This is a genomic window from Nonomuraea phyllanthi, from assembly GCF_006334985.2.
In the GTDB taxonomy this organism is placed as follows: Bacteria; Actinomycetota; Actinomycetes; order Streptosporangiales; family Streptosporangiaceae; genus Nonomuraea; species Nonomuraea phyllanthi.
Genome location: NZ_VDLX02000009.1, coordinates 94,356 through 120,292 on the forward strand (window position 1 = coordinate 94,356; position 25,937 = coordinate 120,292).

The following is a 25,937-nucleotide window of genomic DNA, read 5'->3' on the forward strand; positions in this document are numbered from 1 at the left end:
CACGCCTTGGGGAGAGGGGAGCTCAGGCGGGAGCGGGGGAGCGGCGGCGGGCCTCGGGGACGATGAGGGGCGTGCCCGTCTGCGGGTCCGAGATGATCTCGCAGCGCAGGTCGAACACCTGGTGCACCAGCTCCGGCGTCACCACCTCCACAGGGTCCCCCTCCGCGACGACCTCGCCGGCCCGCATCACGATCAGGTGGGTCGCGTACCGGCAGGCCTGGTTCAGGTCGTGCAGGACCGCCACCATGGTCCGCCCGGCCTCGTGCAGGTCGGCGCAGAGGTCGAGCACCTCGATCTGGTGGGAGATGTCCAGGAACGTGGTCGGCTCGTCGAGCAGCAGGATCGGCGTCTCCTGCGCCAGCGCCATGGCCAGCCACACCCGCTGCCGCTGCCCGCCCGACAGCTCGTCCACGATGCGCTCGGCCAGGTCGGTCACGTCGGTGGCGCGCATGGCCTCGGCGACCGCCGCCTCGTCGGCGCGCGACCACTGCCGCATGAGCCGCTGGTGCGGGTAGCGGCCCCGGGCCACCAGGTCGGCCACGGTGATCCCGTCGGGGACGATCGAGGTCTGCGGGAGCAGCCCGAGCCGCCGCGCCACCTCCTTCGACGGCAGCGACGTGATGACGCTGCCGTCCAGGTGCACGGCGCCGGTCCGCGGCTTGAGCATCCGGGCCAGGGCCCGCAGCAGGGTGGACTTGCCGCAGGCGTTCGGGCCGATGATCACGGTGAAGGACTCGTCGGGGATCGCCACGCTCAGCCCGGAGGCCACGACCCGCTGGTCGTAGGCGAGGGTCAGGTCGGTGCCGGACAGTCGGGCGGCCATCAGTGGCGGTCCTTTCGCAGCAGCAGGGTGAGGTACGTGCCGCCGATGGCGGCGGTCAGCACGCCGACGGGCAGCTGGGTGGGCGCGAGCACGCGCTGCGCGGCCAGGTCGGCTGCGGTCAGCAGCACGGCCCCCATGAGCGCGGACGCCCCCATCGTCACGCCGGGGGAGCGGGTGAGGCGCCGGGCGAGCTGCGGGGCCGCGAGCGCGACGAAGACGACCGGCCCGGCGGCGGCCGTGGCCACCCCGGACAGCAGCACGCCGGCCGCGATCGCCACCGCGCGCACGACCTCGACCCTGATGCCCATGGCCCGGGCCGAGTCGTCGCCCATCTCGATCATGCGCATCGGCCGCGACAGGAACGCGCACACCGGCAGCAGCACGGCCAGCGCGAGCGCCACGGGGATCGCGTGGTCCCAGCCGCGCCCGCTCAGGCTCCCGGTCAGCCAGGCGCCGGCGGTGGCCGCGTCGTTGATGTTGGCCCGGGTCAGCAGGTACGAGTTGACGGCCAGCAGCAGCGCGTTGGCCCCGATGCCGACGAGGACGAGCCGGTAGCCCTGCACGCCGCCGCGGAAGGCCATCGCGTACACCAGCGCGGCCGTCACCACGCACCCGGTGAGCGCGCCGCCGGCGATCGTCATGGCCGAGCCGCCCGCCACCACGGCGAGGATGCCGCCGGTGGAGGCGCCCGCGGTGAAGCCGATGAAGTCGGGGCTGCCCAGGGGGTTCCTGGTGAGGCTCTGGAAGATCGCGCCGCTCAGCCCGAAGGCCGCGCCGACCAGCAGCCCGGTCACCACGCGGGGGGCACGCAGCTTGCTGACGATCAGTTCGGCGACCGGGGTGCCCTGGCCGAAGAGCGCGGAGACGACGTCGGGTACGGGCACCGTGAACTCGCCGGTCGAGATGGCCGCCACGGTCACCCCGCAGGCGACCACGACGAGGGCGAGGCCGACGACGAGGGCGCGGGGCGCGAGCCGTACGGACCAGGGGCCGAGACGGATGGTCACAGCGCCGCCACCCGCCTGCGCCTGGCCAGCAGAATGAAGATCGGCGCGCCGATCACCGCCCACACGATGCCCACCTGCACCTCTCCCGGCCGGGCGATGACCCGGCCGACCACGTCGGCCCCCAGCAGCAGCACCGGCGCCGCCAGCGCCGAGTACGGCAGCACCCACCGCTGGTCGGGCCCCACCACCGCGCGCACGGCGTGCGGCACGATCAGCCCCACGAACCACAGCGGCCCGGCGGCGGCGGTGGCCGCGCCGCACAGCAGCGTGACGGCCACCCCCGTCAGGAGCCTGGTCCTGTTCACCGCCACGCCGAGCGCCCGGCCCGCGTCGTCGCCGAGGGCCAGCATGTTGAGCGGCCGGGCCAGCAGCAGGCCGAGCGCCAGCCCCGCCACCATGAACGGCGCCAGCCGCGCCAGCGTGCCGGCCGTCTGCCCGGCCAGCGACCCGGTCAGCCAGAACCGCATGCGGTCGAACGCCTGCGTGTCCATGCGCAGGATCGCCGAGGCCACCGCCGTGCAGACCATGCCGAGGGCGACGCCGGCGAGCGCGAGGCGTACCGGGCTGGAGCCGGAGCGGCCGGCGGAGGCCAGGGCGTAGACGACGACGGAGGCCAGCGCGGCCCCGCCGAACGCGAACCACACGTAGACGGCCGGGTCGGAGAGCCCGAACAGGCCGAGCGCCAGCGTGACGCCGAGCGCCGCGCCCTGGTTAACGCCCAGCAGGCCGGGGTCGGCCATGGGGTTGCGGGTGAGGCTCTGCATGAGCGCGCCCGCCAGGCCCAGCGCGGCGCCCACGCCGATGCCGAGGAACGTGCGGGGGACGCGCAACTGGAGGATGACCGTGTGGTCGCTGGAGCCGTCGGGGGCGACGAAGGCGTCGATCACGGTCGGGAACGACATGGACCGCGCCCCGAACGCGACACTCGCCATGGCCACCAGCGCCAGCATCGCCAGCGTGACGACGAGCCCGCCCGCCAGCACGGCGGCACGTCCCCTCCCCTTCGGCGCCTCGACGGCGACCTCGGCCGTGTGCTCAGCCGTGCGCACCCGAGCCCCTCTCGTAGCGGTAAAACTTAGGTAAGGCTAATCTCATGACGTAGTAGGAAGGCAAGCCTAACCTTAGGAGATGAGATGTCGGGACCGGTACTGGCTCGCAGGGGCTTCCTCGCGTCCGCCGCGGGACTCGGAGCCGCCCTCGCGCTGGGGGCCTGCGGCGGCGAATCGGCCCCCACGGCGGGCGCCCCCGCCACGTCGGCCCCGGCGGCGGGGGGATGGACGTTCACCGACGACCGGGACAAGAAGCTGGAGCTGGACAAGACGCCCTCCAGGATCGTCGCCCAGGTCGGCGCCGCGGCCGCGCTGTGGGACTTCGGCGTGCGCCCCATCGCCGTCTTCGGCCCGCACAAGCTCGACGACGGCACGAAGGACCCCCAGGTCGGCAACGTCGACATCACCAAGGTCGAGGGCCTGGGCAACGTGTGGGACGAGTTCAACGTCGAGAAGTACATCTCGCTCCAGCCCGACCTCCTGGTCAGCAGCATGTACGTCAAGGGCACTCTCTGGTACGTGCCCGACAAGTCCAAGGAGACCATCGAGCAGGTCGCCCCCACCGTCGGCGTCATGCTCACCGGCCGCAGCGCCACCGAGGTGATCGGCACGTACGAGCAGCTCGCCAGGTCGCTCGGCGCCACCATGGAGGGCGTGCCCGAGGCCAAGGCCCGCATGGAGGCCGCCACCAAGGAGCTCGCCCGGTTCAAGGACCTCAGGATCCTCCTGATGTCCGGCGGCCCCGACGCCATGTGGGTGGTCAACCCGCCGGAATATCCGGACCTCGTGCACCTGACCACGGCCGGGCTGAACGTCGTCACCCCGTCGAAGGTGGACGAGGGCGGCTTCTTCCAGACGCTGAGCTGGGAGAACGCCGACACCTACGACGCCGACGTGATCCTCTACGACACCCGCACCCAGTCGCTCAAGCCGGAGGAGATGCTGAAGAAGCCCACCTTCGCCAAGCTCCCCGCGGTCGAGGCCGGGCAGCTCTATCCGTGGAACGCCGAGGCGCCCTACAGCTATCAGGGCTACGCCGTCTTCCTCGAAGGCCTGGTGGCCAACCTGAAGAAGGCTAAAGCGCTCCCCTGACCTCGACGATCTCGGCGAGGGGGAACTCGAGGTAGTCGCCCGCCTCCTCGCACCAGGCGTCCAGTGCGCCGCCCTTGAGCTCGCCGTGGCTGATCGTGGCGGTCAGCCCGTCGGTCAGCGTGATGCCCGCGCGCACGCCCCGGTCGACCACGAACCCGAGCAGCGACTGCTGCGCCGTGGGCAGCCTGGTGGCCATCCTGCCGATGATCGCCCACGTGCGGCCGCTCGTCTCGTCCTCCGACCGGCTGGCGGTGATCAGGCGGCGGGCGTGCTCGTACGGGTCGGGCGTCGGCTCGGCCAGCATGTACGGCAGCGCCTCCCACTCCTTGATGCCGGGGAACTCCGACAGCTCGGCCACCTGGCCCCCGGGCAGCAGGATCAGCTTGCCGCCCGGCGGCTCCTCCGGCCTGGCCCGGTGGATGGTGATCTCGCCGGTGTCGGAGACGGGCACGGGGGAGTAGCCGGCCTCGCGCAGGGCGGCCAGCGTACGCTCGGGCGGGGCCCCGCTCACCAGCACCGTGGGCGCGAGCAGCCGAAGGCCCAGCCTGCCCAGCCGCCGGTGCGCGGCGATCTCGGCGAGCAGCGCCGGGTCGCCGGCCTGGACCAGGCAGCCGACCGTGGTGACGGTGACCTCGCCGTGCCTGCGCGCGGTGTCGCGGACGAGGTATTCGAGCGGCTGCGGGATCGTGCCGACGGTGGCCAGCTCGTCGAGCAGCTCGTCGGCGTCGTGGCCGTGGTCGAGGGCGCGGCGCACGCTCTCGGTCGTGAACCGCCACACCGAGGCCGCGCCGCGCGACTCGCGGTCGGCGGCGCGGTCGAGCAGCGCCGCCAGCTCGGCCGACGGCGGCCCGGTCACGACCGCCGTGAGATCGGGGCCGAACAGCGCGCTCCTGCGCACGCTGGCCAGCGCCCGGGTGGCCGCGTCGGCGAGCACGGGGTCGTGCTCGACCATGGGCACGGCGTCGTCGTTCTCGTCGCCCGGCCTGGCGGCGAGCCCGGCCAGCGCCCGGCCCAGGTCGGTGATCGCGTCGTTGGCCAGCAGCCCCAGCAGCGTGGCCTCGTCGAGCACCGCGGGGGCGCACGCCGTCAGCAGCTCCCGGTCGAGCAGCGGCGCGTGCCAGTGGACGTTGGCCACGAGGCTGTCGCGGTCGGCGAAGGCGGTGCCCGCCGGCAGCCCGGCCAGGGCCGAGATCACGGCCCTGCGGACGCGGGCGACGGCGCTGCCCGCGGAGTCGTCGCCGAGCACGGTGCCGTACTTGCCGTCGATCTTGCGCAGCGAGGAGCGCTCCATGCGCCACCACGCGGCCAGCAGCACCCGCAGCCGGGCCGAGCCCTCGTCGAGCCGCCACCGGTCGAACCGCTCGGTGGGGATCATGCCGCCCGACGGCTCGTCCCAGGCCAGCAGCCGGGCCACCGCGCAGATTTCCAGCAGCAGCCGCGTCTCGTCCTCGTCGCAGCCGGTCTCCTTGGCGACCCTGCGCACCTCGCGCACGCCGACGCCGCCGGTCTTCAGCAGCGGCAGCGGGGTCTTCGCGGTGTTGTCGAGCAGCGCGGCGCAGCGCTCGACGACGTGCGGCGCGGCCAGCGTCATGAGGTGGTCGACCTCCTCGGGGTCGACCGGGATCGTGGCCACCTCGGGCGGCTCGGGCCGGTAGGCCGGGTGGTAGCCGGGGCCGCGCAGGCCGATCGCGACCTCGCGGGGGATCTCCGCGACGTGCCAGCTCGGGCGGAAGAGCAGGCCGTGGTCGGCGCACCACTTCTCCGGTGTGCCGGGCGTGACGAACCGGCCGCCGTCGACGTTCAGCGCGGGGCCCTGCCAGGCGAAGCGGTCGAGCAGCGGGACGGTGCCGTCGGGCGCCCCGCGCACCAGCGCGGCGACCCGCTCGCGGTCGGAGAGCGCCTCGGTGACGCGGGCGACGACGCGCCGCTTGTTGCCCTGGGCGGGCAGGCCGAGGTTGCGGGCGAGCGCGTGCAGCGCCTCGTTGCCGATCGACCAGGTGTTGAGGTAGTGGTCCAGCGGCTCGCCCAGGCTGAGCGGGGCCGACCACCAGCGCGCCACGCCCTGCGCGAGCCGGATGACGCCGTCGTCGCCGGGCCAGGCCAGCGCGCGGTCGTAGAGGTGCCGCAGCCAGGGGGTCACCTCGTCGAGCGTCGCGTCGACGAACGCCGCCAGCCGCTCGGGTGTGGGGCGGGTCATGGCCAGGGCCGCCTCGGCCAGCTGCAGGCAGGGCAGGGGAAGGCCCCGGAGCGTCTCCATCACGGCGAAGCCGTTGCCCAGTCGCTGGGCGAGGGTGTCGAGCCGCCGCGGCCAGGGCGCGGCGATGGCGTCGGGCCTGTTGGCCAGGATGCGGCCGAGCCCGTCTTCGTTCAGTGTTCGCAGCCAGCCGAGCAGGTGATCTTCCATCTGTCAGCAACTCTCATGGGGTCGCGCGCGGGGACTCACCGTGAGCCATGAGCATCCACGGTAATGCAGATCACCCCCGGTCAGGAGAGGACTGCCCAGACGATCTTTCCGTGAGGTGCGAGAGCGGACCAGCCCCAGCGGAGGCTGAGTGATTCGACGATGTGGAGTCCGAGGCCGCCGGTGTCAAGGGGGCCAGGGTATCGCAGCACCGGCACCGATGCGCCGGGATCGGTGAAGGCGCAGGTCACGAGCGCTCCCCGGCGCACCAGGGACATGTGGACGGGGGTCTGGTGGCAGGGCTCGTCGAGGCGCAGGCCGTGGCGCAGCGCGTTGGTGGCCAGCTCGGAGACCACCAGCTCCATGTTCTCGGCCAGCTCGCCGAGGCCCCACCCCGACAGGGCGCCGGTGGTGAAACTACGGGCGGAGTGGACGGAGGCCGTGGTGGGCGGGAGCACGAACGTGGCGCTCGCGGACGGGCCAGGGGACGGGCCGGGGACCAGCAGATCGCGGGCCGCCTCCGGCCACCAGCCGATCGGGGGCCACCAATCGAACGTGGTCCACTGGCCGGGCGCCGTGGTGGATTGCACGTTGATCATTCTGGGGCAAACTCTCGTGCAGGTGCAAGAGCGAATGCACGTGCAGACATGTGTTGCACACGCTACGGTTGCCCTCAAATGGTCAATATGGGGGAAAGGGGATCTTGTCCGCGGCCCATGATCTTTCGGCCGTGAAGTGACACACTGTGTGGCAAGGAAACGAACAAGGAGCAGCACGTGTCCATTGATCCGCCCGGTTCCGGTTCGACGGTTCGGCGCATCATGCTCGGGGCGAGTCTCAGACGCCTGCGTGAGGCCAGCGGACTCGACCGTGGACAGGCCGGATTCCATATCCGGGCGTCCGAGTCCAAGATCAGCCGGATGGAGCTCGGGCGCGTCGGCTTCAAGACGCGTGACGTGGAAGATCTGCTCACCCTGTACGGCGTCGTCGACGATGCCGAACGCCGTGCGCTGCTGGAGATGGTCCGCGAGGCCAACACCCCCGGGTGGTGGCACAAGTACTCCGCCGAGCTGCCCGCGTGGTTCACCACGTACGTGGGGCTGGAGGAGGCGGCCGAGCTGATCCGCACCTATGAGGTGCAGTTCGTGCCCGGCCTGCTGCAGACGGCGTCGTATGCGCGATCGGTATACCAGCTTGGCAACCCCGGTGTGAGTCCGGACAAAATCGAGCGACGCGTGCATATGCGCATGCAGCGTCAGGAGCGCTTCACCAAGAAGGACGGGCCCCGGCTGTGGGCCGTCATCGATGAGGCGGCGCTCAAACGGACCATCGGCGGGCAGGAGGTCATGGCCGAGCAGCTCCAGCATCTGCTGGAGGTCGCCGCCCTTCCCAACATCACGATCCAGGTGATGCCCTTCAGGTTCGGCAAGCACGCCGCTGAAGGGGGCGCTTTCAGCATCTTGCGGTTTCCCGAGTCCGATTTGTCGGACGTTGTCTACGTTGAGCAGCTCTGGGGTGCCCTTTACCTGGACAAGCGTGAGGACATCGACCCGTACCTCACGGCCATGGAGCAACTGTGCGTGGAGAGCACCACGCCAGGGGGCACCGTCGAGCTCATCGGCGGTCTTCTCAGAAAGATGTAGATGAACCAGACCTACAACGGCATGCCAGCGGCGGACCTCACCCAGGTCGCGTGGCGCAAGAGCCGCTACAGCAACTCGCAGGGCAACTGCGTGGAGCTCGCGGAGCTTCCCGACGGGGGCATCGCGGTGCGCAACTCACGGTTCCCCGACGGCCCCGCCCTCATCTATACCCGCGACGAGATCCGGGCCCTGGTGCTCGGGGTGAAGGACGGAGAGTTCGACGGTCTCCTCGTTTAACGACGATGTAACCCCCGGCGCGCCCCCTTAACGGTGGCGCGCCGGAGGCGTAACCGCCCGGCCTTGTCCCGCGGACATGATCAGAGGCATGATCGACCAGATGACCCTGTATCCGATCGCCGACGACGTGCTGTTCGCGCCGGGCGGCAAGGTCGTGGTCCGCACCTACGGCGTGGCGCCCGCCGCCTCCGGAGCCTCCGTCGCCTACCGCACCTGGGTGACCGGCATCCGGGACCAGCCGCGCTCCTGGCACTGGGGCCACTTCGAGGACGCCGCCTCGGGACACCGCAGGGTCCTGGAGTGGCTGACGGGGCGCGGGCCGCAACCGACCCAGGCGCCCGCCTGACGCGGGCTATCTGGAACGCCCCTCCCGTGAGACGCTGCTGACAGCGTTCCCGGCCGGACCCGCACCGCCGGGCCGGCGTCGGCTGCGGAGGTGGCCATGACGGAGTCGTTCTCCTTCGACGGGTGGAGCCACGGCGACCACGTCGCCTCCTGCCCCGGCTGCGAGGCCGCGATCGCGCTGCTCGACGGCCCCGGCACCGCCGTCGAGCCGCCGCCCACGCTGCGCGAGGCGGTGCTGTCCCGGGCGCGCCGCCGCCGCGGCCCGGCCGCCGCGGGCGTGGCCTCGGTCGCGCTCCCGTACGCCGAGCAGGTGGCGTTCATGGACGGCCTGCTCGCGGAGCTGAGCACGCCGCAGTGGGAGGCCCCGATCGACCGGCACGGCACGGTGCGCGGGCTGGTGGAGCACCTCGCCGCCAACGACGCCACCGTGGCCGGCCTCATGGGCGTGCCGGGCGAGGGCGGTCTCATGGGCAGGGCCGCGACGCCGCCGCACCGGCGCTGGCGCGACCAGGCCGGAGCCCTGCTCGAACGCCTCTCCGCCGGCAGCGAGGTGCTGCTCGGCGTCGAGGTGGCCCTCGCCGGCACCCGCCCGGCCCGCGCGCCGCTGCGCCAGGCGCTGGTCCAGCGCGCGTTCGAGACGTGGACGCACGCCGACGACATCAGGGCCGCCACCGGCCGCCCTCCGTCGCCGCCGCGCCCCGAGCACGTGCACCGGATCGCCGAGTTCGGGCTCGCGCTGCTGCCGCGCGCCATGAAGGGGCCGCGCCGCGCCGTCTCCGCCACCGTCGTACTCACCGGGCCGGGCGGCGGCACCTGGACGGTCCCGCTCTCGCCCGCCTCCGACCACGTCGCCGTGCTGCTGTCGGCGGACGCCGTGGGCTTCTGCCGGCTGCTCGCCGGCCGGTGGCCGCCGGGCTCCTTCCCGTACGCCGCCGAGGGCGATCCCGTGCTCGCCCGCGACATGATCACCGCCGCCGCCACGCTGGGATGCGACCGATGAGCGACATGGAGCTGCGCGCCAGGCTGGCCGCCGGCGACCTCGGCGCGCTGGCCGACGCCTACGACCGGCACGCCCCGTACGTCTACGGCGTCGCCGTGACGGTCACCGGCAGCCGGGCGCACGCCGAGGAGATCACCCAGAGCGTGTTCGCCGCCCTGTGGGAGGAGCCGCTCACCTACGACCCGGCGCTCGGGTCGCTGCGCGGCTGGCTGGTCGGCAGGGCCCTGCACGAGTCGGCCCTGCGCACCCAGGTCGGCTGACCCCCTGACCGGCCGGGGACCTGACCGGGACCTGACCGGCCGGGGGTCTGACCGGCCGGGGCTGGCAGGCTGAGCCGCTGATCGGCCGGGGTCACCTGGTCGGCCGGGGTCAGCTGATCGGCGCGTTCCAGGTGGCGAGGACCGGCTCGGCGTGCTCGAAGCCGAGCCGCGAGTACGTGCCCGTGTCGAGCTTCAGCAGGCGACCCTCCTCGGGCCCCAGCCCGAGCCAGCGGGCGGCCAGCACCCGCAGGAAGTGCCCGTGCGCCACCAGCGCCACCCGCCCCCCGGCCCTCCTGGCGCGCTCGATGACCCGGTCGGCCCGCGCGGCCACCTCGGCGGCGCTCTCGCCGGGGTGCTCGGCGTCGCCCGGGATCACGCCGTCACGCCACAGGTACCAGCCGGGCCTGGTGTCGCGGATGTCCTGCGTGGTGATGCCCTCGTAGCCGCCGTAGTCCCACTCCCACAGGTCGGGGTCCAGCCGGTAGCCGCCCAGCCCGGCCAGCTCCGCGGTGCGGCGGGCGCGCTGCGCCGGCGAGACCAGCACCAGGTCGAACGCCTGCCCCTTGACCAGTGGGGCCAGCGCCCTGGCCTGGTCCTCGCCGTGCTCCGTCAACGGCAGGTCGGTGCGGCCGGTGTGCCTGCCCGCCTTGCTCCATTCGGTCTCACCGTGCCGGAGCAGCAGCATCTCGTCCATGGTCTCCATCATCGGGCACGGCCGTCCGGCGCGTGGCGCCAGGTGCCTGCCCGGGTGACGGCGCCCCTGTGGAAAGATCGCGCTATCGGGCGATATGCGAGGAGGGTTCATGGAGCCGGTGGCGGTGGGGCTGGTCGGAGCGGGGCCGTGGGCCGAGCAGGCGCACGCGCCGATGCTGTCCAGGGGGCCGCACACCAGATTGGCCGGGGTGTGGGCGCGCCGGCCGGAGGCCGCCGCGCGGCTCGGGGCGCCGGTGTTCGAGCGGATCGAGGAGCTGTTCGACGCCTGCGAGGCCGTGGCGTTCTGCGTGCCGCCCGCCGTACAGGCCGAGCTGGGCGTGCGGGCCGCCCGCGCGGGCAAGGCGCTGCTGCTGGAGAAGCCGCTGGCGGACTCGCTGGACGGTGCGCGGCGGCTGGCCGAGGCCGTCGCGGAGGCGGGCGTGGCCTCCCAGATGGTCCTCACCATGCGCTACGCCGCGGCGACCCGCGCGTTCCTGGCCCGGTGCCGCGAGATCCGGCCGTTCGGCGGGCACGCCGCCAACATCTCCGGCGTGCTCCTCGGCGACCACCCGTTCGCCACGCCGTGGCGGCTGGAGAGGGGCGCGCTGCTCGACGTCGGCCCGCACGTCGTCGACCTGCTGGACGCCGCGCTCGGCCGGGTCACCGGCGTGCGCGCGCACGGCGACCCGCTCGGCTGGACCGGCCTGCTGCTGGAGCACGAGGGCGGCGCCGTCAGCGAGGCGTCGCTGTGCATGGTCGCCGCCGGCGACCCGCCGCCGTCCACGTTCGCCGCGTACGGCCGCACCGGCAGCGCCGTGCTGGGGCGCTTCGACGACGACCCCATGGTCACCCTCGTGGCGGAGTTCGCCGAGACGGTGCGCGCGGGAGGCGGCCACCCGCTCGACGCGGCCCACGGGCTCAGGATCCAGGAGATCATCGCCGGGGCGGAGGCCCAACTCGCCCCTTGACGCGGCGCGCATCCAGAGGATTGATAGCGTTTGTCCGACGCGCAGTGTTGCAGCGAAGTCCGGTGCGAATCCGGCGCTGTCCCGCAACTGTCATAGCCAGGTCGCCTGCCTCTGCGCTGACGTCATCAACCCTCGTGGAAAAGGGTGATCCGTCGCTTTTCGCGGGTCTCTCGGTTCCGACAGTGTGAAAGGACTACTCGTGAGGCCCGTACGCACGGCCTTCGCGGGCGCGCTGCTGGGAACGCTGGCCCTGGCCGGATGTGGCCAGACCGGCACCCCCACGCCCACCCCCGCCGCCTCCGTCCCCGCAGCCGCCTCCTCGGCCGGCTTCCCCGTCACGATCAAGGCCGGCAACGGCCAGGTCACCCTCGCCAAGAAGCCGGAGCGGATCGTCTCCCTCTCGGCCACCCACACCGAGACGCTCTTCGCCATCGGCGCGGGCCCGCAGGTCGTCGCCGTGGACGACCAGTCGAACTACCCGCCGGAGGCCCCCAAGACCGACCTCTCCGGCTTCAAGCCGAACGTCGAGGCCATCGTCGCCCAGAAGCCCGACCTCGTCATCATCTCCAACGACATCGACCAGATCGTCGCCGAACTGGGCAAGGTGAACGTGCCCGTCCTGCTCGAACCCGCCGCCACCAAGATCGACGAGGCGTACGAGGAGATCGCCGAGATCGGCGCCGCCACCGGCAACAAGGCCAAGGCGGACGAGGTCGTCTCCGGCATGAGGACGGCCATGGACAAGCTGGCCGCAGAGGCTCCCAAGGACAAGAAGCTCACCTACTACCACGAGCTCGACCAGACGCCGTTCGCGGCGACGTCCCAGACGTTCATCGGCCAGGTCTACGCCCTCTTCGGCCTGACCAACATCGCCGACAAGGCGCCCGACCAGGCGGGCGGCTACCCCAAGCTGTCGGCCGAGTTCGTGGCCCAGGCCGACCCCGACCTGATCTTCCTGGCCGACGCCAAGTGCTGTCAGCAGAGCAAGGAGACGCTGGCCGAGCGGCCGGGCTGGCAGAACCTGTCCGCCATCAAGAACGACCAGGTGATCCAGCTCGACGACGACCTCGCCTCCCGCTGGGGGCCGCGCGTCGTCGACCTCGCCGAGGACATCGGCGCCGCGGTGGCCGAGGCCGGGGCGAAGAGCTGAGCATGGCACGGCAGGCCGGCCCGTCCAGGGCCAGACCCCTCTGGGTGGCGTCCGCCCTGGGCGTGCTGGCCCTGTGCATGATCGCCGGGATGCTCGACGGCGCCGCCGACATCTCGCCCTGGCAGGTGGTGCTCCAGGCGCTCGACTGGCTGCCGTTCGTGCACGTCGACTCCGGGCTCGCGCCGGTCGAGCAGGGGCTGCTGTACGAGCTGCGGCTGCCCCGGGTGCTCGTCGCCGCCGTGGTCGGAGGACTGCTGGCGATGGCGGGCGCGGGCTACCAGGGCGTGTTCAGGAACCCGCTCGCCGACCCGTACCTGCTGGGGGCCGCCGCCGGGGCCGGGCTGGCGACGACGGTGGCCATCGTGCTGCTGCCGGTCTCGGCCGGGAGCATCCCGGTCGCGGCCTTCCTGGGCGCCGTGGGCGGCGTGTTCCTCGCGTACACGCTCGGCAACACCGCCGGCCGCTCCGGCGGCACCGCGACACTGGTGCTGGCGGGGGTGGCCGTCACCTCGTTCCTGACCGCGATCCAGACGTTCGTGCAGCAGTTCAAGGTCGAGGAGCTGCAGCGCATCTACGCGTGGATCCTGGGCGACGTCGGCGGGGGGTGGGACCAGTTCTGGCTGGTCCTGCCGTACGCCGCCGTCTCGGCCGCGCTGCTCCTGCTGCACGGGCGCATGCTGGACGTGCTGTCCGTGGGCGATGACGAGGCCACGAGCCTCGGTGTGCGGGCGGCCAGGGTGCGCTTCACCGTGCTGCTGGCCGCCTCCCTGGCCACCGCGGCGGCCGTGGCGGTGAGCGGGCTGATCGGGTTCGTCGGCATCGTCATCCCGCACGTCGTACGGCGCCTGGCGGGCGGCTCGTACCGGATCGTGCTGCCGCTCTCGCTGATCGGCGGCGGGGCGTTCCTCGTCCTGGCCGACCTCATCGCCCGCACCGTGATCGCGCCCGCCGAGCTGCCGATCGGGGTGGTGACCATGTTCGTGGGGGCGCCGTTCTTCGTCGGCGTGCTGCGGATGACCAGGCGGGCGGCCCTGTGATCACGGTCAGGGGCGTGTCGGTACGGCTCGGCGAGCGCGACGTCGTCTCCGAGGTGGACCTCGACGTGCGCGGCGGCGAGTGGCTGGCCGTCATCGGGCCCAACGGAGCCGGCAAGTCCACCCTGCTCAAGGCCGTCATGGGCCTCGTCGCGCACCGGGGCGAGGTCACGCTGGACTCCAAGCCGTCGGCCCGGCTCAAGCCGCGCGAGCGGGCCCGGCTGGTCGCCTACGCGCCGCAGGCGCCCGCCCTGCCGCCGGACATGACGGTCTTCGACTACGCGCTGCTCGGGCGCACCCCGTACATCCCCTACCTGGGCCGGGAGAGCGCGCACGACCGGGAGGTGACCGCGTCGGTCCTCGACCGGCTCGACCTCGCCGCCTTCGCCATGCGCCGCGTCGGCGAGCTGTCCGGCGGGGAGCGCCAGCGCGTGGTGCTCGCCAGGGCGCTGGCCCAGGAGGCGACCGTGCTGCTGCTCGACGAGCCCACCACCGCGCTGGACCTCGGGCACCAGCAGCAGGTGCTGGAGCTGGTGGACCGGTTACGGCGCGCCGACGGCCTGACCGTCGTCACCACCCTGCACGACCTGACCGTGGCGGGGCTCTACGCCGACTCCCTGCTCCTGATGGCCGGCGGCCGGGCGGTCGCCTCGGGACGGCCCGGCCAGGTCCTCACCGAGCCGTTGGTGGGACGGCACTTCGACGCCCATGTCAAGATCGAGCCGGGGCCGGACGGCCGGCCCGTCGTGCACCTGGTCAGGGGAGGGCCGTGAAGCTCACGTATCGCGTGGAGGACGGGGCGCGGCTGGGGTCGCTGCTGTGGGAGTTCGGCCCCGGCTGGCGGATGATCTCCTCGGCGATGCTCGGCGGCGGCATCGGCGTGCGCGAGTGGGTGCTGAACGCGCAGGTCGTGGCCGGCTACGCGCGCATGGACCCGGTCGAGCACCTCGTGTCGTTAGGCCCGCCGGGCCAGGGCGTCGGCATGCTGACCGCCGCCTCCGTCGACCGCTACGTCGAGGCGTCGGACGGCGGCGTGGAGGCGTGCGCCACCGTCGGCCTGCGCGTCCCCACCTGGGCCGCCGCCCCTGAGGGCAGCGCGGACCCCGAGCTGGCGCCCATCCGGGTGGGGACCGTCAACATCGTGGCCGTGCTGCCCGTCGCCATGACGGACGCCGCCCTGGTCAACGCGGTGATGACGGTCACGGAGGCCAAGTCGCAGGCGCTGGTCGAGGCCGGCTACGCGGGCACGGGGACGGCGTCGGACGCGGTGTGCGTGGCCGTACCGCTCGCCGGGCCGGAGGAGGTGTTCGGCGGGCCCCGCTCGGAGTGGGGGGCGCGTCTGGCCAGGGCCGTCCACACGGCCGTCCGGCGCGGCGCGGAGGCGTGGCGGCCTCGTGACTGTAAGTGATGGATTTCCGGCAAGTAGCATGTGGGCGAGGGCGAGACTCCCGATACTGAGTGGGTGACCGCAATGGCGACGATCGAACCGATCGCGGGGCGCGCAACTTTTCCCGTTGTGCCGTTTACCGTCGACGACCTGCTCGAGTTCCCGGACGACGGGTACCGTTACGAACTCTTCAACGGGAGTCTGGTAGTGAGCCCTGCCCCCACCCCCATGCACCAGCGGGTGATCTCCCGACTCCTCTTCATCCTCGCTGACGCGGCACCGCCTGCGCTGGAGTGCCTGACGACCGTGAACGTCCGCCCGAGCAACGAGAATTTCTACATCCCCGACCTCGTCGTCGTTCCTCAGCAGGTGACTGAGACCGTCGATCTCATGTATGCCCCAAGTGACCTGCTCCTGGCCGCGGAGGTCGTCAGCCCGAGCAGCAGGGTGATCGACAGAGCGCTCAAAGTGGCGGCATACGCAGAAGCGGGCATTCCCCTCTACTGGCGCGTCGAGCCCATGGAAGGGCCGACCATCTATGTCTACGAGCTCGACGGTCCATCGTATTCAGGACCGGTCGTTCATAAAGCGGGGACCACTGTCACCCTGTCGTCGCCGTTCCCCGTGAGCTTCGACCCCGCCGAGTTGACGCGCCTCACTGGCTGAAGCAGGCTGCTCCGCGCACCGATCGCCTGACCTGGGCGAAGTCCCGCGGGCGTAACGCATGACGCGGTGCCCGCGATGGGGTCGTCGTGGGGGCTCGAACATCTCGTCAGGCTCGGGTGCACGTGAACGGCCACGCCGGTGCCATCGGCGTCGGTGTCCCTGCCCCGGCTCGTCAGGACGTGTTAGGTCATCCCGAACAAGCGCTTGTCTATGTAACGGTCTATTGACTTACCGCATCTGATTGGGACCCTGGTTCTAGGCCTGCGTTTGGAGCGGAGATGGCGCGCCTGACAGCTCTTGCCGGTGGGGTGGCGGCGGCACTCGTGCTGATCGCGACGCCGGTCGCGGCTCACGAGCACCCCAGCGGGATCACCGATCTGGTGACCCCCGCCGTGGTGCGGCTGGAGGCCGTGTCGCATGTGGAGATCACCCTGCTCGACCACATCGGCGAGCTGAAACACGTGGAGCGCTCCTACGACATCCCGTTCGGGGAGGGCACCGGCACTGTCGTCAACCCCGATGGCGCCATCGTCACGCTCAGGCGCCTGGCGGTGAACGACGACGACGTCGCCGTCTACGCGGCCAACAAGGTCTTCGCCGAGCACCACAAGGTGAAGATCCCCGCCGACTACGACAAGCACCACGTCTCCGACGACCAGCTCGACCATCACCTGCAGGAGTGCTACCCCCCGAAGACCGACACGGCCACCTGCATCATCGACGTGACCACCGAGATCACCGCCTACCCCAACGTCTCGCCGCCCAGCCCGAACGGCTTCAAGGTCAAGCTCGCCAGGGCAGGCCCGAAGCCCGACAGCCCCGCCGTGCTGGTGCCGGTGACCCCCGCGGCGGGAGGCGTCGGCATGCCGACCGCGCCGCTCGCCGACAAGGTGCCCGAGCAGGAGGGCTCGCCCACCAGCGTGGCCGGCTTCCTCGGCCGGCCGGGCCCGAACGTGCACCACACGGTCGAGATCGCCCACCTCGGCAAGGGCGGCGTGGCCGGCGAGGGCGGCCGGCCGTTCGCCGATCCCGAGAAGAAGGTGGACGAGCCGGCCAAGCTGGGCGGGCTCGCCGACAAGGGCATGATCGGCGCGCCGGTGATCGGCGACAAGGACGGCCACGTCGTCGGCCTGCTGGTCGGCGGCGGCAAAGAGGGCAAGATGATCGGCATCAGGGAGGTCACCGGCATCCTGGCCGAGGCCAAGGTCGTGGCGCGCAGGGGCGCGATCGACACGGCCTTCGAGGCGGCCCTGACCCGCTACCACACGCAGTACTACACCGAGGCCGCGCCGGGCTTCCAGCGCGTGCTGGAGCTCTATCCCGGCAACGTGGTGGCCGCGCAGCTGCTGAAGACCTCGCTGGCCAAGCGCGGCGGCTCCGAGGACAAGGGCACGCGTCCGGCGGTGGCCGCGTCCGGCGACTCCACGCCGATGTGGCCGTTCATCCTGGCGGCGGGGGTGCTGTTCCTCGCCGCCGCGGGCGGGGCGTATCTGCTGTGGCGCCGCCGCACTCCTGAAGGGATGACGGAGCTGCCCGAGCCACTGGCGGCCGGTCCACCGCTCGACGACGGGGCCAACCAGACCGTGGTCGTACGGCGCTCACAGACGTTCCCCGTGGTCCAGCAGCAACAGCAGGTGATGACCGCGGCCAACCCGGCGATCAAGTACTGCACGTCGTGCGGCATGCGACTCGGGCCCGCGCACCGGTTCTGTGGCTACTGCGGCCACCCCATCGAGACGTGATGCACGTGAACGACAGATCGCTCATCGGCCAGGAGGTGGCCGGCTATTACATCGAGGACATCGTCGGCAAGGGCGGCATGGCCGTCGTCTACCTCGCGCTCGACCCCCGGCTGAGCCGCCGGGTGGCACTCAAGATCCTCAACCCGGTGCTGAGCGTGGACGACCGGTTCAGGCAGCGGTTCATCCTGGAGTCCAGGACGGTCGCCAGCATCGAGCACCCCAACATCATCCCGATCTACGAGGCCAACGCCGACGCCGACGGCGTGCTCTACATCGCCATGCGCTACGTCGACGGCCTCGACCTGCGCCGTCTCATCTACGACCGCGGCCCGCTGCCGATCGGCCCGGCCAACCAGATCTTCGCCCAGGTCGCCGCCGCGCTCGACGCCGCGCACGCGCACGACCTGATCCACCGCGACGTCAAGCCGGCCAACATCCTGCTGGCCGGCGACCACGTCTACCTCACCGACTTCGGCATCACCAAGCACCGCTCGTCGATCTCCGGGCTGACCCAGACCGACCAGTTCATCGGCACCCCCCGCTACATGTCGCCCGAGCAGATCAACAAGGAGACCATCGACGGCCGCTGCGACCAGTACGCGCTGGCCTGCGTGGTCTACGAGGCGCTGTCGGCGCGGCTGCCGTTCCAGCGCGAGAACGACATCGCGCTGCTCTGGGCCCACCTGGCCGAGCAGCCGGTGCCGCTGTCGCAGCTGCGGCCCGAGCTGCCGGGCGAGGTGGACGCGGTGATGATGCGGGCGCTGGCCAAGGCGCCCGAGCAGCGCTACGCGACCTGTACGGAGTTCGTCTCCGCGCTGCGCGACGCGATCAGCGGGCAGCAGGCGGGCCAGGCCGGCGGGATGCCGTTCGTGCCGCGCCAGAGCCTCCACTCCGGGCCGTACCCGGTGCCGGACCAGGGCGTCCCCCCGATGCCGTCCTCCGGGCTCCCTTCGGGACCGTCTCCCGTACCGTCTTCGGGGCCGTCTTCTGTGCCGTCTTCCGGGCCGCATCCGGTGCCGGTGTCCGGGCCGCACGCGGCGGTGCCCGGGCCGCGCGGGGGAGGCGGGTTCGGGGCGCCGACGCAGCCGTCGGCGCCGAGGAAGCGCCCGGGCCGGGTCCCGATCGTGGCCACCACGCTGGTCGCCGCCGTCGCTGCCCTCGCGCTGGTCATCATGATCATCGTGAATCACCGCGGCGACACGTGGATCCGCTACAAGGCCAGCTCGGCCGCGCCGCTCACGTTCGAGTACCCGGGCGACTGGACCGCACGCACCCACCAGGACCTGTTCGCGGTGGCCTCGCCGCACGCCACCGAGTTCGAGTCGCTGTTCGTGGCCGGCCCCGGCGCCGACTGGACGGCCGTCGCCCAGATCGTCGGCGACGACCCCGACAGCGCCTCGGGCGTGTACGTCCAGGTCTCCGACACCCTCGACGCCGGTGGCACCTCCGAGCAGATGCAGGGCAAGATGGCGGCCCTGCTGCCGGGCGAGGTGGACGTCGGCAAGCCCGTGCAGGACCAGGCGGGCACCAGCCCGGCGACCCGCTTCGACGGCGCCCTGCACGACCCGGTGACCGGGACCAGGCTCGGGTTCGTCAGCTACGTGATCGACCGCGAGCCCAAGACCATGCTCGTCATGTACTTCTGCGCCAAGACCAGTTGCGACGACGCCACCCAGACCCGCATCAGGCAGAGCGTACAGGTGTCGTGAGCCCGAAACCGTGAGGCTTTGACGGGACACTCCGCTCCTGTGTGTATATTTTTCTGCGTAAAGCGGTACACACAGGAGATCTTTCATGCAATCGTTCCCTCGGGTGCTGTTCGACGAGGCTCACAGCGAGTCCTGGACCGTCCGCCGTGAGGTGGCTGAGGCCATCAACCCCGCCCACCCCGATGACAACAGTTACGCGCGGGCCGCCGGGCTGCTGCGGCACCTCGGCCAGACGGTCACCGCCCGCACGTCGGGCGCGCTCACGCCCGAGGTCCTCGCCGAGCAGGACGTCCTGGTGATCGCGCACCCGGCGGGCGAGCGCTGGGAACGTACCACCGGCCAGGGCAGCCCGGTCTTCACCGCCGATGAGCTGGACGCCGTCGAGTCCTTCGTCGCCGCGGGCGGCGGGCTGGTCGTGCTGGCCGAGGAGGAACAGGACAAGTACGGCAACAATCTGCGCGAGTTGCTCGCCCGCTTCGGGGTCGGCGTCGGGCACGCCACCGTGCGCGACCCGCGGCACGCGCACCGGGACGTGGCCACCTGGGTGCTCGCCACGCCCGCCACCGGCTCCGGCCTGGTCGCCGGGGTCCGCACGGCCTGCTTCTACCGCGCGGGCGTGCTGTCGGCGGACGGGCCGGAGGGGAGCACGGCCGAGGTGCTGTTCGCCTCCTCGGCGGACGCCGACCCGGCGGGCGCGCCGCTGGCCGTCGCGGTGCGGCACGGGCGGGGCCGCGTGGTCGCGTTCGCCGACTCCGACCTGTTCGGCGACGACTCCATCGACGACTACGACCACCGCCGCCTCTGGGAGAACGTGGTGACCTGGGCGGCCCGCGTCCCGGACGCCGACGCCCCCGGCGCGGCCCGCGACGAGACCAAGTCGGCGCTGTTCGAGCGGCTCAAGGCGGCCGTCGAGGAGCTGAGGCCGCTGCAGGTCAAGGACGGCTCGGTGCCGGAGGAGAAGGAGCGGGCGAAGGCGCTGGTCGCGGAGATCGGAGCGCGGGTGGGCGAAATATCGCCATATTTCCCCCACGACGCCGCGTACCTCCAGGCCGTCCAGGACGACCTGGCGAAGTGGGCCGCGCAGGACCTCGGCGTGCCCGACTTCCTCGACTCGCTCGACCGCTTCCACCCCGACACCCAGCGCGTGGACGGGCTGGAGCACGTCGTGGTCTTCCCCATGTACACGCAGAACGGCAACCCCAACCGCAACCTCGAAGCCGTCTGGATCCGGACGATCTGGCCGGACTGGCTGGCCGAGCTGGAGGCGGGCGGCTACGACAACCCCATGTTCGTGCCGATCGCGTTCGAGGACTTCACCGCCGGCTACGACACCCACTCCGCCGTGCTGTTCCCCGAGACGGTCGCGGTGCGGCAGGCGCCGGCCCGCTTCACCTGGGGCGGCATCTTCGCCGACCGCGAGGCCGCCAGGTTCAGGCGGGTGTCGCGGGCCGCCGCCGACACGCTCAAGCTGGACCTGCCGCCCGACGCCGAGCGGCTGCTGGCCTCGCAGCGGCTCGCGCAGGACACGTACGTGCTGTGGGACCTGGTCCACGACCGCACCCACAGCCACGGCGACCTGCCGTTCGACCCGTTCATGATCAAGCAGCGGATGCCGTACTGGCTGTACTCGCTGGAGGAGCTGCGCTGCGACCTGACCGCGTTCGGCGAGGCGGTCAAGCTGGCCGAGCGCGGGGTGCCGCACGCGCGGTACGTGCAGGTGGCCATCCTGTTCGACCGGCTCTTCCGGTTCCCGATCACCGGCGCGCGGGTGCGGAACTACGACGGGCTCGGCGGGCAGCTGCTCTTCGCCTACCTGCACCGCAACGACATCGTGCGGTGGACCGACAACCGGCTCACGATCGACTGGGAGCGGGTCGCGGACGGCGTCGCCGACCTGCGCGGCGAGGTCGAGAAGCTGTACCGCGACAGCATCGACCGGTCCAAGCTGGCGCACTGGCTGGCGGCGTACGAGCTGGTCAGCGCGTACGTGGCGCCGCACCCCGGATCGAGCTGGGCCAAGGGCCTCGACGCGCTGCCGGAGGAGCAGAAGGCGAAGGTGGATGCGGTGCTGCCGGACGAGTTCCCCCTCAGCATGTTCTACGAGGCGCTGCGCCGTAAGCTGACGGACGTTGTCGAATCGACGGAAGGGCTGCGCGCATGATCATCCTGGTGACGGGCGCCGGTGGACCGACTGGCGAGGCCGTACGGGGATATTTCGAGAAAAACGGTGACACCGTGATCGGCGTCGACCGTGATGGCCGTGCGGGAGAGGACGTCGACCTGCTCGACCGTGACGCCGTCCAGGCGCTGGCGGACCGGATCGAGCGGGAGCACGGCCGCGTGGACGGCGTGGTGCACCTGGTCGGCGGGTGGCGGGGCGCGTCCTCGTTCGCCGAGACCAGCCTCGACGACTGGGACGTCCTGCACGACCTGCTGATCCGCACGCTCCAGCACGTGTCGCTGGCCTTCGAGCCGCTGCTGCGGCGCAGCGAGAACGGCCGCTTCGTGATCGTCTCGGCCAAGGCGGCCGAGCGGCCGAGCGCCGGAGGCGCCGTCTACGCCACGGCCAAGGCGGCGGCGGAGGCGTGGACGCGCTCCCTGGCCGACGCGTTGTCCGGCACCGACAGCGCGGCGGTCGTCCTGGTCGTCAACGCCCTGGTGAACGACGCCATGCGGGCCAGGAAGCCCGACGCCAAGTTCGCCGGCTTCACCGACGTACACGACCTCGCGGCGGCCATCGGCGGTCTCTACGACCGCCCCGCCGCCGAGCTCAACGGCACCCGATTGGACCTGACTGCGTGAACCCCCGGCACGACCCCCGGCTCAAGGCCTTCGCCAGCGACAACTACGCCGGGGTGCACCCCGAGATCCTCCAGGCCATCGCCACCGCCAACGGCGGCCACCAGACCGCCTACGGCGACGACGTCTACACCGAGGCCATGCGGGAGGTCTTCAGGACGCACTTCGGCGAGCAGGCGCAGGCCTGGCCGGTCTTCAACGGCACCGCCGCGAACGTCGTCTCGCTGCGCTCCATGACCGCCCACTGGGAGGCCGTCATCTGCGCGGAGAGCGCCCACATCAACACCGACGAGGGCGGCGCGCCCGAGGTGGCGGGCGGCATCAAGCTGCTCACCGTGCCCACGCCCGACGGCAAGCTCACGCCGGAGCTGATCGACCGGCAGGCGTGGGGGTTCGGCGACGTGCACCGGGCGCAGCCGCGCGTGGTGTCCGTCTCCAACACCACCGAGCTCGGCACTCTCTACACGGCCGACGAGCTCGCGGCGATCTGCTCGCACGCCCACGACCTGGGGCTGCTCGTCCACCTCGACGGCTCCCGCCTCACCAACGCGGCCGCCGCGCTCGACGTCCCGCTGCGGGCGCTGGCCACGGACGTGGGGGTGGACGTGCTGTCGTTCGGCGGCACCAAGATCGGCATGCTGTACGGCGAGGCGGTCGTCGTCCTCAACCCCGGCGCGGCCAGCGGGGTCGACTACATCCGCAAGACGTTCATGCAGCTGTCGTCGAAGATGCGGTTCGTGTCGGCGCAGTTCGAGGCGCTGCTGTCGGGCGACCTGTGGCTGCGCAACGCCCGCCGCGCCAACGCCATGGGCCGGCGGCTGGCCGACGCGATCGGCGGCATCCCGGGGGTGTCGCTGTCGCGCCCGGTGGAGGCCAACGCCGTCTTCGCCGTCCTGCCGCCCGACGTGACGGCGCGGCTGCAGAAGCGCTTCCGCTTCTACACGTGGAACGAGGCCACGGGGGAGGTGCGGTGGATGTGCGCGTTCGACACGACCGAGGCCGACGTGGACGCCTTCGCCGCCGCCGTCGCCGAGGAGATGCGCTCGGCCTGACCGGCCGCTCCTGCCGGGGTCATCCGGCGCGGAGGGCGAGGCGGGCCGCCTGCCAGCCGCCCATCCCGTGCACCGAGGGCCCCGGGGGAGTGGAGGCCGAGCAGAGGAACACCCCCGGCAGCGGCGTGCGCCACGGCGCGGGCGACCAGACGGGACGGCGCAGGAACTGCGCCAGGCTGGTGAGCCCGCCGGTGATGTCGCCCCCCACCAGGTTGGGGTTGGCGGCCTCCAGGGCGGCCGGCCCCATCGCGTGCCGGGCCAGCACCCGGTCGCGGAAGCCCGGCGCGTACCGCTCGATCTGGGTCTCGATGGCGTCCGTCATGTCCACGTCCGAGCCGTTGGGCACGTGGCAGTACGCCCACAGCGTGTGCCCGCCCCGCGTCGGGTCGGCCGCGTACGGCTGGACCGCCAGCACGTACGGACGGGGCGAGTGGCGCCCGGCGGCCGTCTCCGCCTCGCTCAGCGCGATCTCCTCCAGCGTCCCGCCCAGGTGCACCGTCCCCGCGCCGGCGACCCCCGGGTCGCGCCACGGCACCGGCCCGTCGAGCGCCCAGTCCATCTTGAAGACGCCGGGAGCCCGCCGGAAGCGGGACAGCCGCCGGCGGTACGCCGGGGGCAGGTCGGCCATGGCGAGGAGCTGCCGGGGCGAGACGTCCAGCACCACCGTCGGCGCGGACAGCTCGGCGAGGCGGCGCACGCGGTGGCCGGTGACCGCCTGCCCGCCCAGCGATCTCAGCTCGGCCACCAGCGCGTCGGCCAGCACCTGCGACCCGCCGCGCACCAGCGGCCAGCCCACCAGGTGGGCCAGGGCCGCCAGCATCAGCCCGTAGCCGCCGGTGAGGGGCGAGCGCAGGTCGTTCACCGTGTGCGCGGCCATGCCGGCGATCAGCGCCCGCCCCTCCACGGTGCCGAACACCCGCCGGGCGAGCGTCGTGGCCGGCAGCACGGCCGCCGCCCCGAACCGGGCCGCCCGCGCGAACGCCGGCACGTCGAGTCGCCACGGGCCGAGCGGCTTGAGCAGCAGCTCCACCAGCGGCAGGCCGCCGCGCGCCGCCGCTCCGGCGGTCGCCAGCCACGCCCGCGCGTCGCGCCCGAGCCCCTCGGCGGTACACCGGGCGTCGCGGTGCACGAGCACGGCGGGCCGGTCGTCGAGGGGATGGGCCGCGGCGACGGGAGGATGGGCGAACTGCACGCCCTTGAGCTCCAGCGACCGGAACGCGGGCGAGGCCAGCGCCATCGCCATCACGGTGGCGCACACGTCGTGGACCCGGCCGGGCAGCGTCAGCTCGGCCGAGCGCAGCCCGCCGCCGAACCGGTCGGCCGCCTCCAGCAGCAGCACCCTGCGCCCCGCGCGGGCGAGCGTGACGGCGGCGACGAGCCCGTTGGGTCCCGACCCCACGACGACGGCGTCGGCGTCCACCGGGCTACTGGGACGTCAGGATCGACGGGTACGGCTGCGCGCCGCGCTTGTGCAGCATCTCCGTCATCAGCTTGATCTCCCCGCTCTGACCTTGGATGATCTTCTGTGCCATGCCGACCACCTCGGGGCGGGTGGACAGCTTGAGCAGCCCCTCGGCCATCTGCACGCCGCCCTCATGATGGCGGATCATCAGCTGCAGGAACAGCACCTCGGCCTGCGTGCCCTGCGCCTGCTTCAGCTGGGTCAGCTGCTCGGGCGTGGCCATGCCAGGCATCAGCCCCGGCGTGGCGGAGGCGGTGCCGCCGTGGCCGTGGCCGTTCATCCAGGCCATCTCTTTCTGGTCGGTCGCCTGGGGCAGCCCCCACTGCTGCAGCCAGCCCAGGAACATGCCGCGCTGGTTGGCCTGGGTGTTGATGATGTCGAAGGCCAGGCTGGCGATCTCCTTGGCCGGGCCCTTGTCGCGGATGGTGAACGCCATGTCGACGGCCTGCGCGTGATGCGTGGCCATGTCGCGGGCGAACCCCGCCTCCGGCGAGGTGTCACCGGGCGTGCCGTCGCGGAAGAACAGCAGGAAGGCGGCCACGACGAGCACCAGCACGCCGCAGGCGATCAGGACGGGATTCCTCACGGGCTTTTCCATGGCCCGTCCAGCGTACTCATCGGAAGGGCGCATTGTGATCCGACCCTTATAGGGGTCGTATTCTCCGCATACCCCATGAGGCAATAGGGTGACCGGAGTTGGCACGCCGATGGGAGAACGATGACGAAGGAGAAGACGCAGGCGAGGCGCGAGCATCTGGCCAAGATGCGGGCCGAGCAGAAGCGCAAGCAACGCCGTGCCGCGTTGCTCATCTGGGGCACCGGCGGTCTCATCATCGTGGTTCTCGTCGGATTGGTCGGCTTCTACCTGGTCAAGCGGGCCCAGGAGAGCTCGCTCGCCGGGGTGAGCGACTACTCGTACGAGGCCGGTCAGCACGTGTGGACGGCGGTCACGTACAAGGAGACGCCCCCGGTCGGCGGCCAGCACAACAACTACTGGCAGCAGTGCGCGATCTACGACAAGCCGATCCACAACGAGCACGCCGTGCACTCGCTGGAGCACGGCGCCGTCTGGATCACCTACCGTCCCGACCTGCCCAAGGCCCAGATCGACAAGCTGAAGGACGTCGCCACCTCCACGGGCCAGCAGGACTACATGCTGGTCAGCCCGTACCCCGACCTGCCGTCGCCGGTGGTCGCGTCGACGTGGGGGCACCAGCTCAAGCTGACCGACCCGGCCGACCCCAAGCTCGTGGCGTTCATCAAGAAGTACCAGAACGGCGCGGACACGCCTGAGCCCGGCGCCGTGTGCGGCGGTCCCGACGCCATCACCACGACGGCCGACCAGGCGCCGCTGCCGCCGGAGCCCACGGGGAACCAGCAGGCGCCGATGGAGCAGACGAAGTAGCCCGCGTCGCCGG

26 protein-coding genes are annotated in these 25,937 nt (G+C 72.1%); 18 read left to right on the forward strand and 8 right to left on the reverse strand.

From position 1 onward, the window contains the following. Positions 1–22: 22 nt before the first annotated feature. Genes FH608_RS24230 through FH608_RS24240 form a run of 3 tightly spaced genes read right to left on the reverse strand, consistent with a single transcriptional unit; the run spans position 23 to position 2,879 of the window. Positions 23–823 carry an ABC transporter ATP-binding protein gene (locus FH608_RS24230; RefSeq protein WP_139632897.1) on the reverse strand — a complete coding sequence of 267 codons (801 nt, stop codon included), beginning with the start codon at positions 821–823 and terminating at the stop codon, positions 23–25. Continuing rightward, positions 823–1,830: a FecCD family ABC transporter permease gene (locus FH608_RS24235; RefSeq protein WP_139632898.1), complete on the reverse strand. Its 1,008-nt coding sequence runs from the start codon at positions 1,828–1,830 to the stop codon at positions 823–825. The genes FH608_RS24230 and FH608_RS24235 overlap by 1 nt, the downstream gene beginning before the upstream one ends. Then, positions 1,827–2,879, reverse strand: coding sequence for a FecCD family ABC transporter permease (locus FH608_RS24240; RefSeq protein ID WP_226899836.1), 1,053 nt, complete (start codon positions 2,877–2,879; stop codon positions 1,827–1,829). Before FH608_RS24240 ends, FH608_RS24235 begins: the two co-directional genes overlap by 4 nt. Positions 2,880–2,963: 84 nt before the next feature. On the opposite strand from FH608_RS24240, the gene FH608_RS24245 reads away from it, so the two are divergent. Next, a complete protein-coding gene (locus FH608_RS24245; protein WP_139632899.1) occupies positions 2,964–3,971 on the forward strand; it encodes an ABC transporter substrate-binding protein in 1,008 nt (335 codons plus the stop codon). Here the strand turns inward: FH608_RS24245 and FH608_RS24250 are convergent. Then, positions 3,955–6,375 carry a helicase-associated domain-containing protein gene (locus tag FH608_RS24250; protein WP_139632900.1) on the reverse strand — a complete coding sequence of 807 codons (2,421 nt, stop codon included), beginning with the start codon at positions 6,373–6,375 and terminating at the stop codon, positions 3,955–3,957. The two genes, FH608_RS24245 and FH608_RS24250, sit on opposite strands and share 17 nt — an antisense overlap. An 80-nt stretch (positions 6,376–6,455) precedes the next feature. Continuing rightward, on the reverse strand, positions 6,456–6,971 hold the full coding sequence (locus FH608_RS24255; RefSeq protein ID WP_139632901.1) for an ATP-binding protein: 516 nt from the start codon (positions 6,969–6,971) through the stop codon (positions 6,456–6,458). A 222-nt stretch (positions 6,972–7,193) separates the two neighbouring features. Between FH608_RS24255 and FH608_RS24260 the strand changes: the two genes are divergently transcribed. The 5 genes from FH608_RS24260 (at position 7,194) to FH608_RS24280 (ending at position 9,857) form a co-directional block, all read left to right on the forward strand. After that, positions 7,194–8,015 (forward strand): helix-turn-helix domain-containing protein, encoded by an 822-nt coding sequence (locus tag FH608_RS24260; RefSeq protein ID WP_139633156.1) that lies wholly within the window; start codon positions 7,194–7,196, stop codon positions 8,013–8,015. Next, positions 8,016–8,252 carry a DUF397 domain-containing protein gene (locus tag FH608_RS24265; protein WP_043632079.1) on the forward strand — a complete coding sequence of 79 codons (237 nt, stop codon included), beginning with the start codon at positions 8,016–8,018 and terminating at the stop codon, positions 8,250–8,252. Between the two features lie 88 nt (positions 8,253–8,340). Beyond that, the gene (locus tag FH608_RS24270; protein ID WP_139632902.1) at positions 8,341–8,598 is read left to right on the forward strand and encodes a hypothetical protein; all 258 of its coding nucleotides are present in this window, start codon (positions 8,341–8,343) and stop codon (positions 8,596–8,598) included. Between the two features lie 96 nt (positions 8,599–8,694). After that, a complete protein-coding gene (locus FH608_RS24275) occupies positions 8,695–9,597 on the forward strand; it encodes a maleylpyruvate isomerase family mycothiol-dependent enzyme (RefSeq protein ID WP_139632903.1) in 903 nt (300 codons plus the stop codon). Further along, positions 9,594–9,857 (forward strand): sigma factor, encoded by a 264-nt coding sequence (locus FH608_RS24280; protein WP_193318597.1) that lies wholly within the window; start codon positions 9,594–9,596, stop codon positions 9,855–9,857. Before FH608_RS24275 ends, FH608_RS24280 begins: the two co-directional genes overlap by 4 nt. 109 nt (positions 9,858–9,966) lie before the next feature. Here FH608_RS24280 and FH608_RS24285 read toward each other — a convergent pair whose 3' ends face one another. Next, the gene (locus tag FH608_RS24285) at positions 9,967–10,551 is read right to left on the reverse strand and encodes a histidine phosphatase family protein (RefSeq protein WP_139632905.1); all 585 of its coding nucleotides are present in this window, start codon (positions 10,549–10,551) and stop codon (positions 9,967–9,969) included. 109 nt (positions 10,552–10,660) lie between these two features. Here FH608_RS24285 and FH608_RS24290 point away from each other — a divergent pair, with 109 nt between their 5' ends. The 11 genes from FH608_RS24290 (at position 10,661) to FH608_RS24340 (ending at position 23,057) form a co-directional block, all read left to right on the forward strand. Beyond that, a complete protein-coding gene (locus tag FH608_RS24290; protein WP_139632906.1) occupies positions 10,661–11,518 on the forward strand; it encodes a Gfo/Idh/MocA family protein in 858 nt (285 codons plus the stop codon). 199 nt (positions 11,519–11,717) lie between these two features. Beyond that, positions 11,718–12,668 (forward strand): ABC transporter substrate-binding protein, encoded by a 951-nt coding sequence (locus FH608_RS24295; RefSeq protein WP_139632907.1) that lies wholly within the window; start codon positions 11,718–11,720, stop codon positions 12,666–12,668. A gap of 2 nt (positions 12,669–12,670) precedes the next feature. Beyond that, a complete protein-coding gene (locus tag FH608_RS24300; protein ID WP_139632908.1) occupies positions 12,671–13,705 on the forward strand; it encodes a FecCD family ABC transporter permease in 1,035 nt (344 codons plus the stop codon). After that, on the forward strand, positions 13,702–14,475 hold the full coding sequence (locus FH608_RS24305) for an ABC transporter ATP-binding protein (protein WP_139632909.1): 774 nt from the start codon (positions 13,702–13,704) through the stop codon (positions 14,473–14,475). Before FH608_RS24300 ends, FH608_RS24305 begins: the two co-directional genes overlap by 4 nt. After that, positions 14,472–15,110, forward strand: a complete 639-nt coding sequence (locus FH608_RS24310) for an adenosylcobinamide amidohydrolase (protein ID WP_139632910.1) — start codon at positions 14,472–14,474, stop codon at positions 15,108–15,110. The genes FH608_RS24305 and FH608_RS24310 overlap by 4 nt, the downstream gene beginning before the upstream one ends. A gap of 63 nt (positions 15,111–15,173) precedes the next feature. Further along, positions 15,174–15,755 (forward strand): Uma2 family endonuclease, encoded by a 582-nt coding sequence (locus FH608_RS24315; protein WP_139632911.1) that lies wholly within the window; start codon positions 15,174–15,176, stop codon positions 15,753–15,755. A gap of 278 nt (positions 15,756–16,033) precedes the next feature. Further along, positions 16,034–17,497, forward strand: coding sequence for a zinc ribbon domain-containing protein (locus FH608_RS24320; RefSeq protein WP_139632912.1), 1,464 nt, complete (start codon positions 16,034–16,036; stop codon positions 17,495–17,497). Further along, on the forward strand, positions 17,497–19,206 hold the full coding sequence (locus FH608_RS24325) for a serine/threonine protein kinase (RefSeq protein WP_139632913.1): 1,710 nt from the start codon (positions 17,497–17,499) through the stop codon (positions 19,204–19,206). Before FH608_RS24320 ends, FH608_RS24325 begins: the two co-directional genes overlap by 1 nt. Positions 19,207–19,291: 85 nt before the next feature. Further along, complete coding sequence (locus tag FH608_RS24330) at positions 19,292–21,367, forward strand: DUF6421 family protein (protein ID WP_139632914.1); 2,076 nt, start codon at positions 19,292–19,294, stop codon at positions 21,365–21,367. Next, on the forward strand, positions 21,364–22,008 hold the full coding sequence (locus FH608_RS24335) for an SDR family NAD(P)-dependent oxidoreductase (RefSeq protein ID WP_139632915.1): 645 nt from the start codon (positions 21,364–21,366) through the stop codon (positions 22,006–22,008). The genes FH608_RS24330 and FH608_RS24335 overlap by 4 nt, the downstream gene beginning before the upstream one ends. Next, entirely contained in the window at positions 22,005–23,057 is a 1,053-nt protein-coding gene (locus tag FH608_RS24340; RefSeq protein WP_139632916.1) for a threonine aldolase family protein, read from the forward strand. The genes FH608_RS24335 and FH608_RS24340 overlap by 4 nt, the downstream gene beginning before the upstream one ends. A gap of 19 nt (positions 23,058–23,076) precedes the next feature. On the opposite strand, the gene FH608_RS24345 is transcribed toward FH608_RS24340, so the two are convergent. Further along, a complete protein-coding gene (locus tag FH608_RS24345; protein ID WP_139632917.1) occupies positions 23,077–24,477 on the reverse strand; it encodes a phytoene desaturase family protein in 1,401 nt (466 codons plus the stop codon). 4 nt (positions 24,478–24,481) lie between these two features. Further along, entirely contained in the window at positions 24,482–25,105 is a 624-nt protein-coding gene (locus tag FH608_RS24350; protein ID WP_226899837.1) for a DUF305 domain-containing protein, read from the reverse strand. A 132-nt stretch (positions 25,106–25,237) separates the two neighbouring features. Here FH608_RS24350 and FH608_RS24355 point away from each other — a divergent pair, with 132 nt between their 5' ends. Further along, positions 25,238–25,924, forward strand: a complete 687-nt coding sequence (locus tag FH608_RS24355; protein WP_139632919.1) for a DUF3105 domain-containing protein — start codon at positions 25,238–25,240, stop codon at positions 25,922–25,924. Positions 25,925–25,937: the final 13 nt, after the last annotated feature.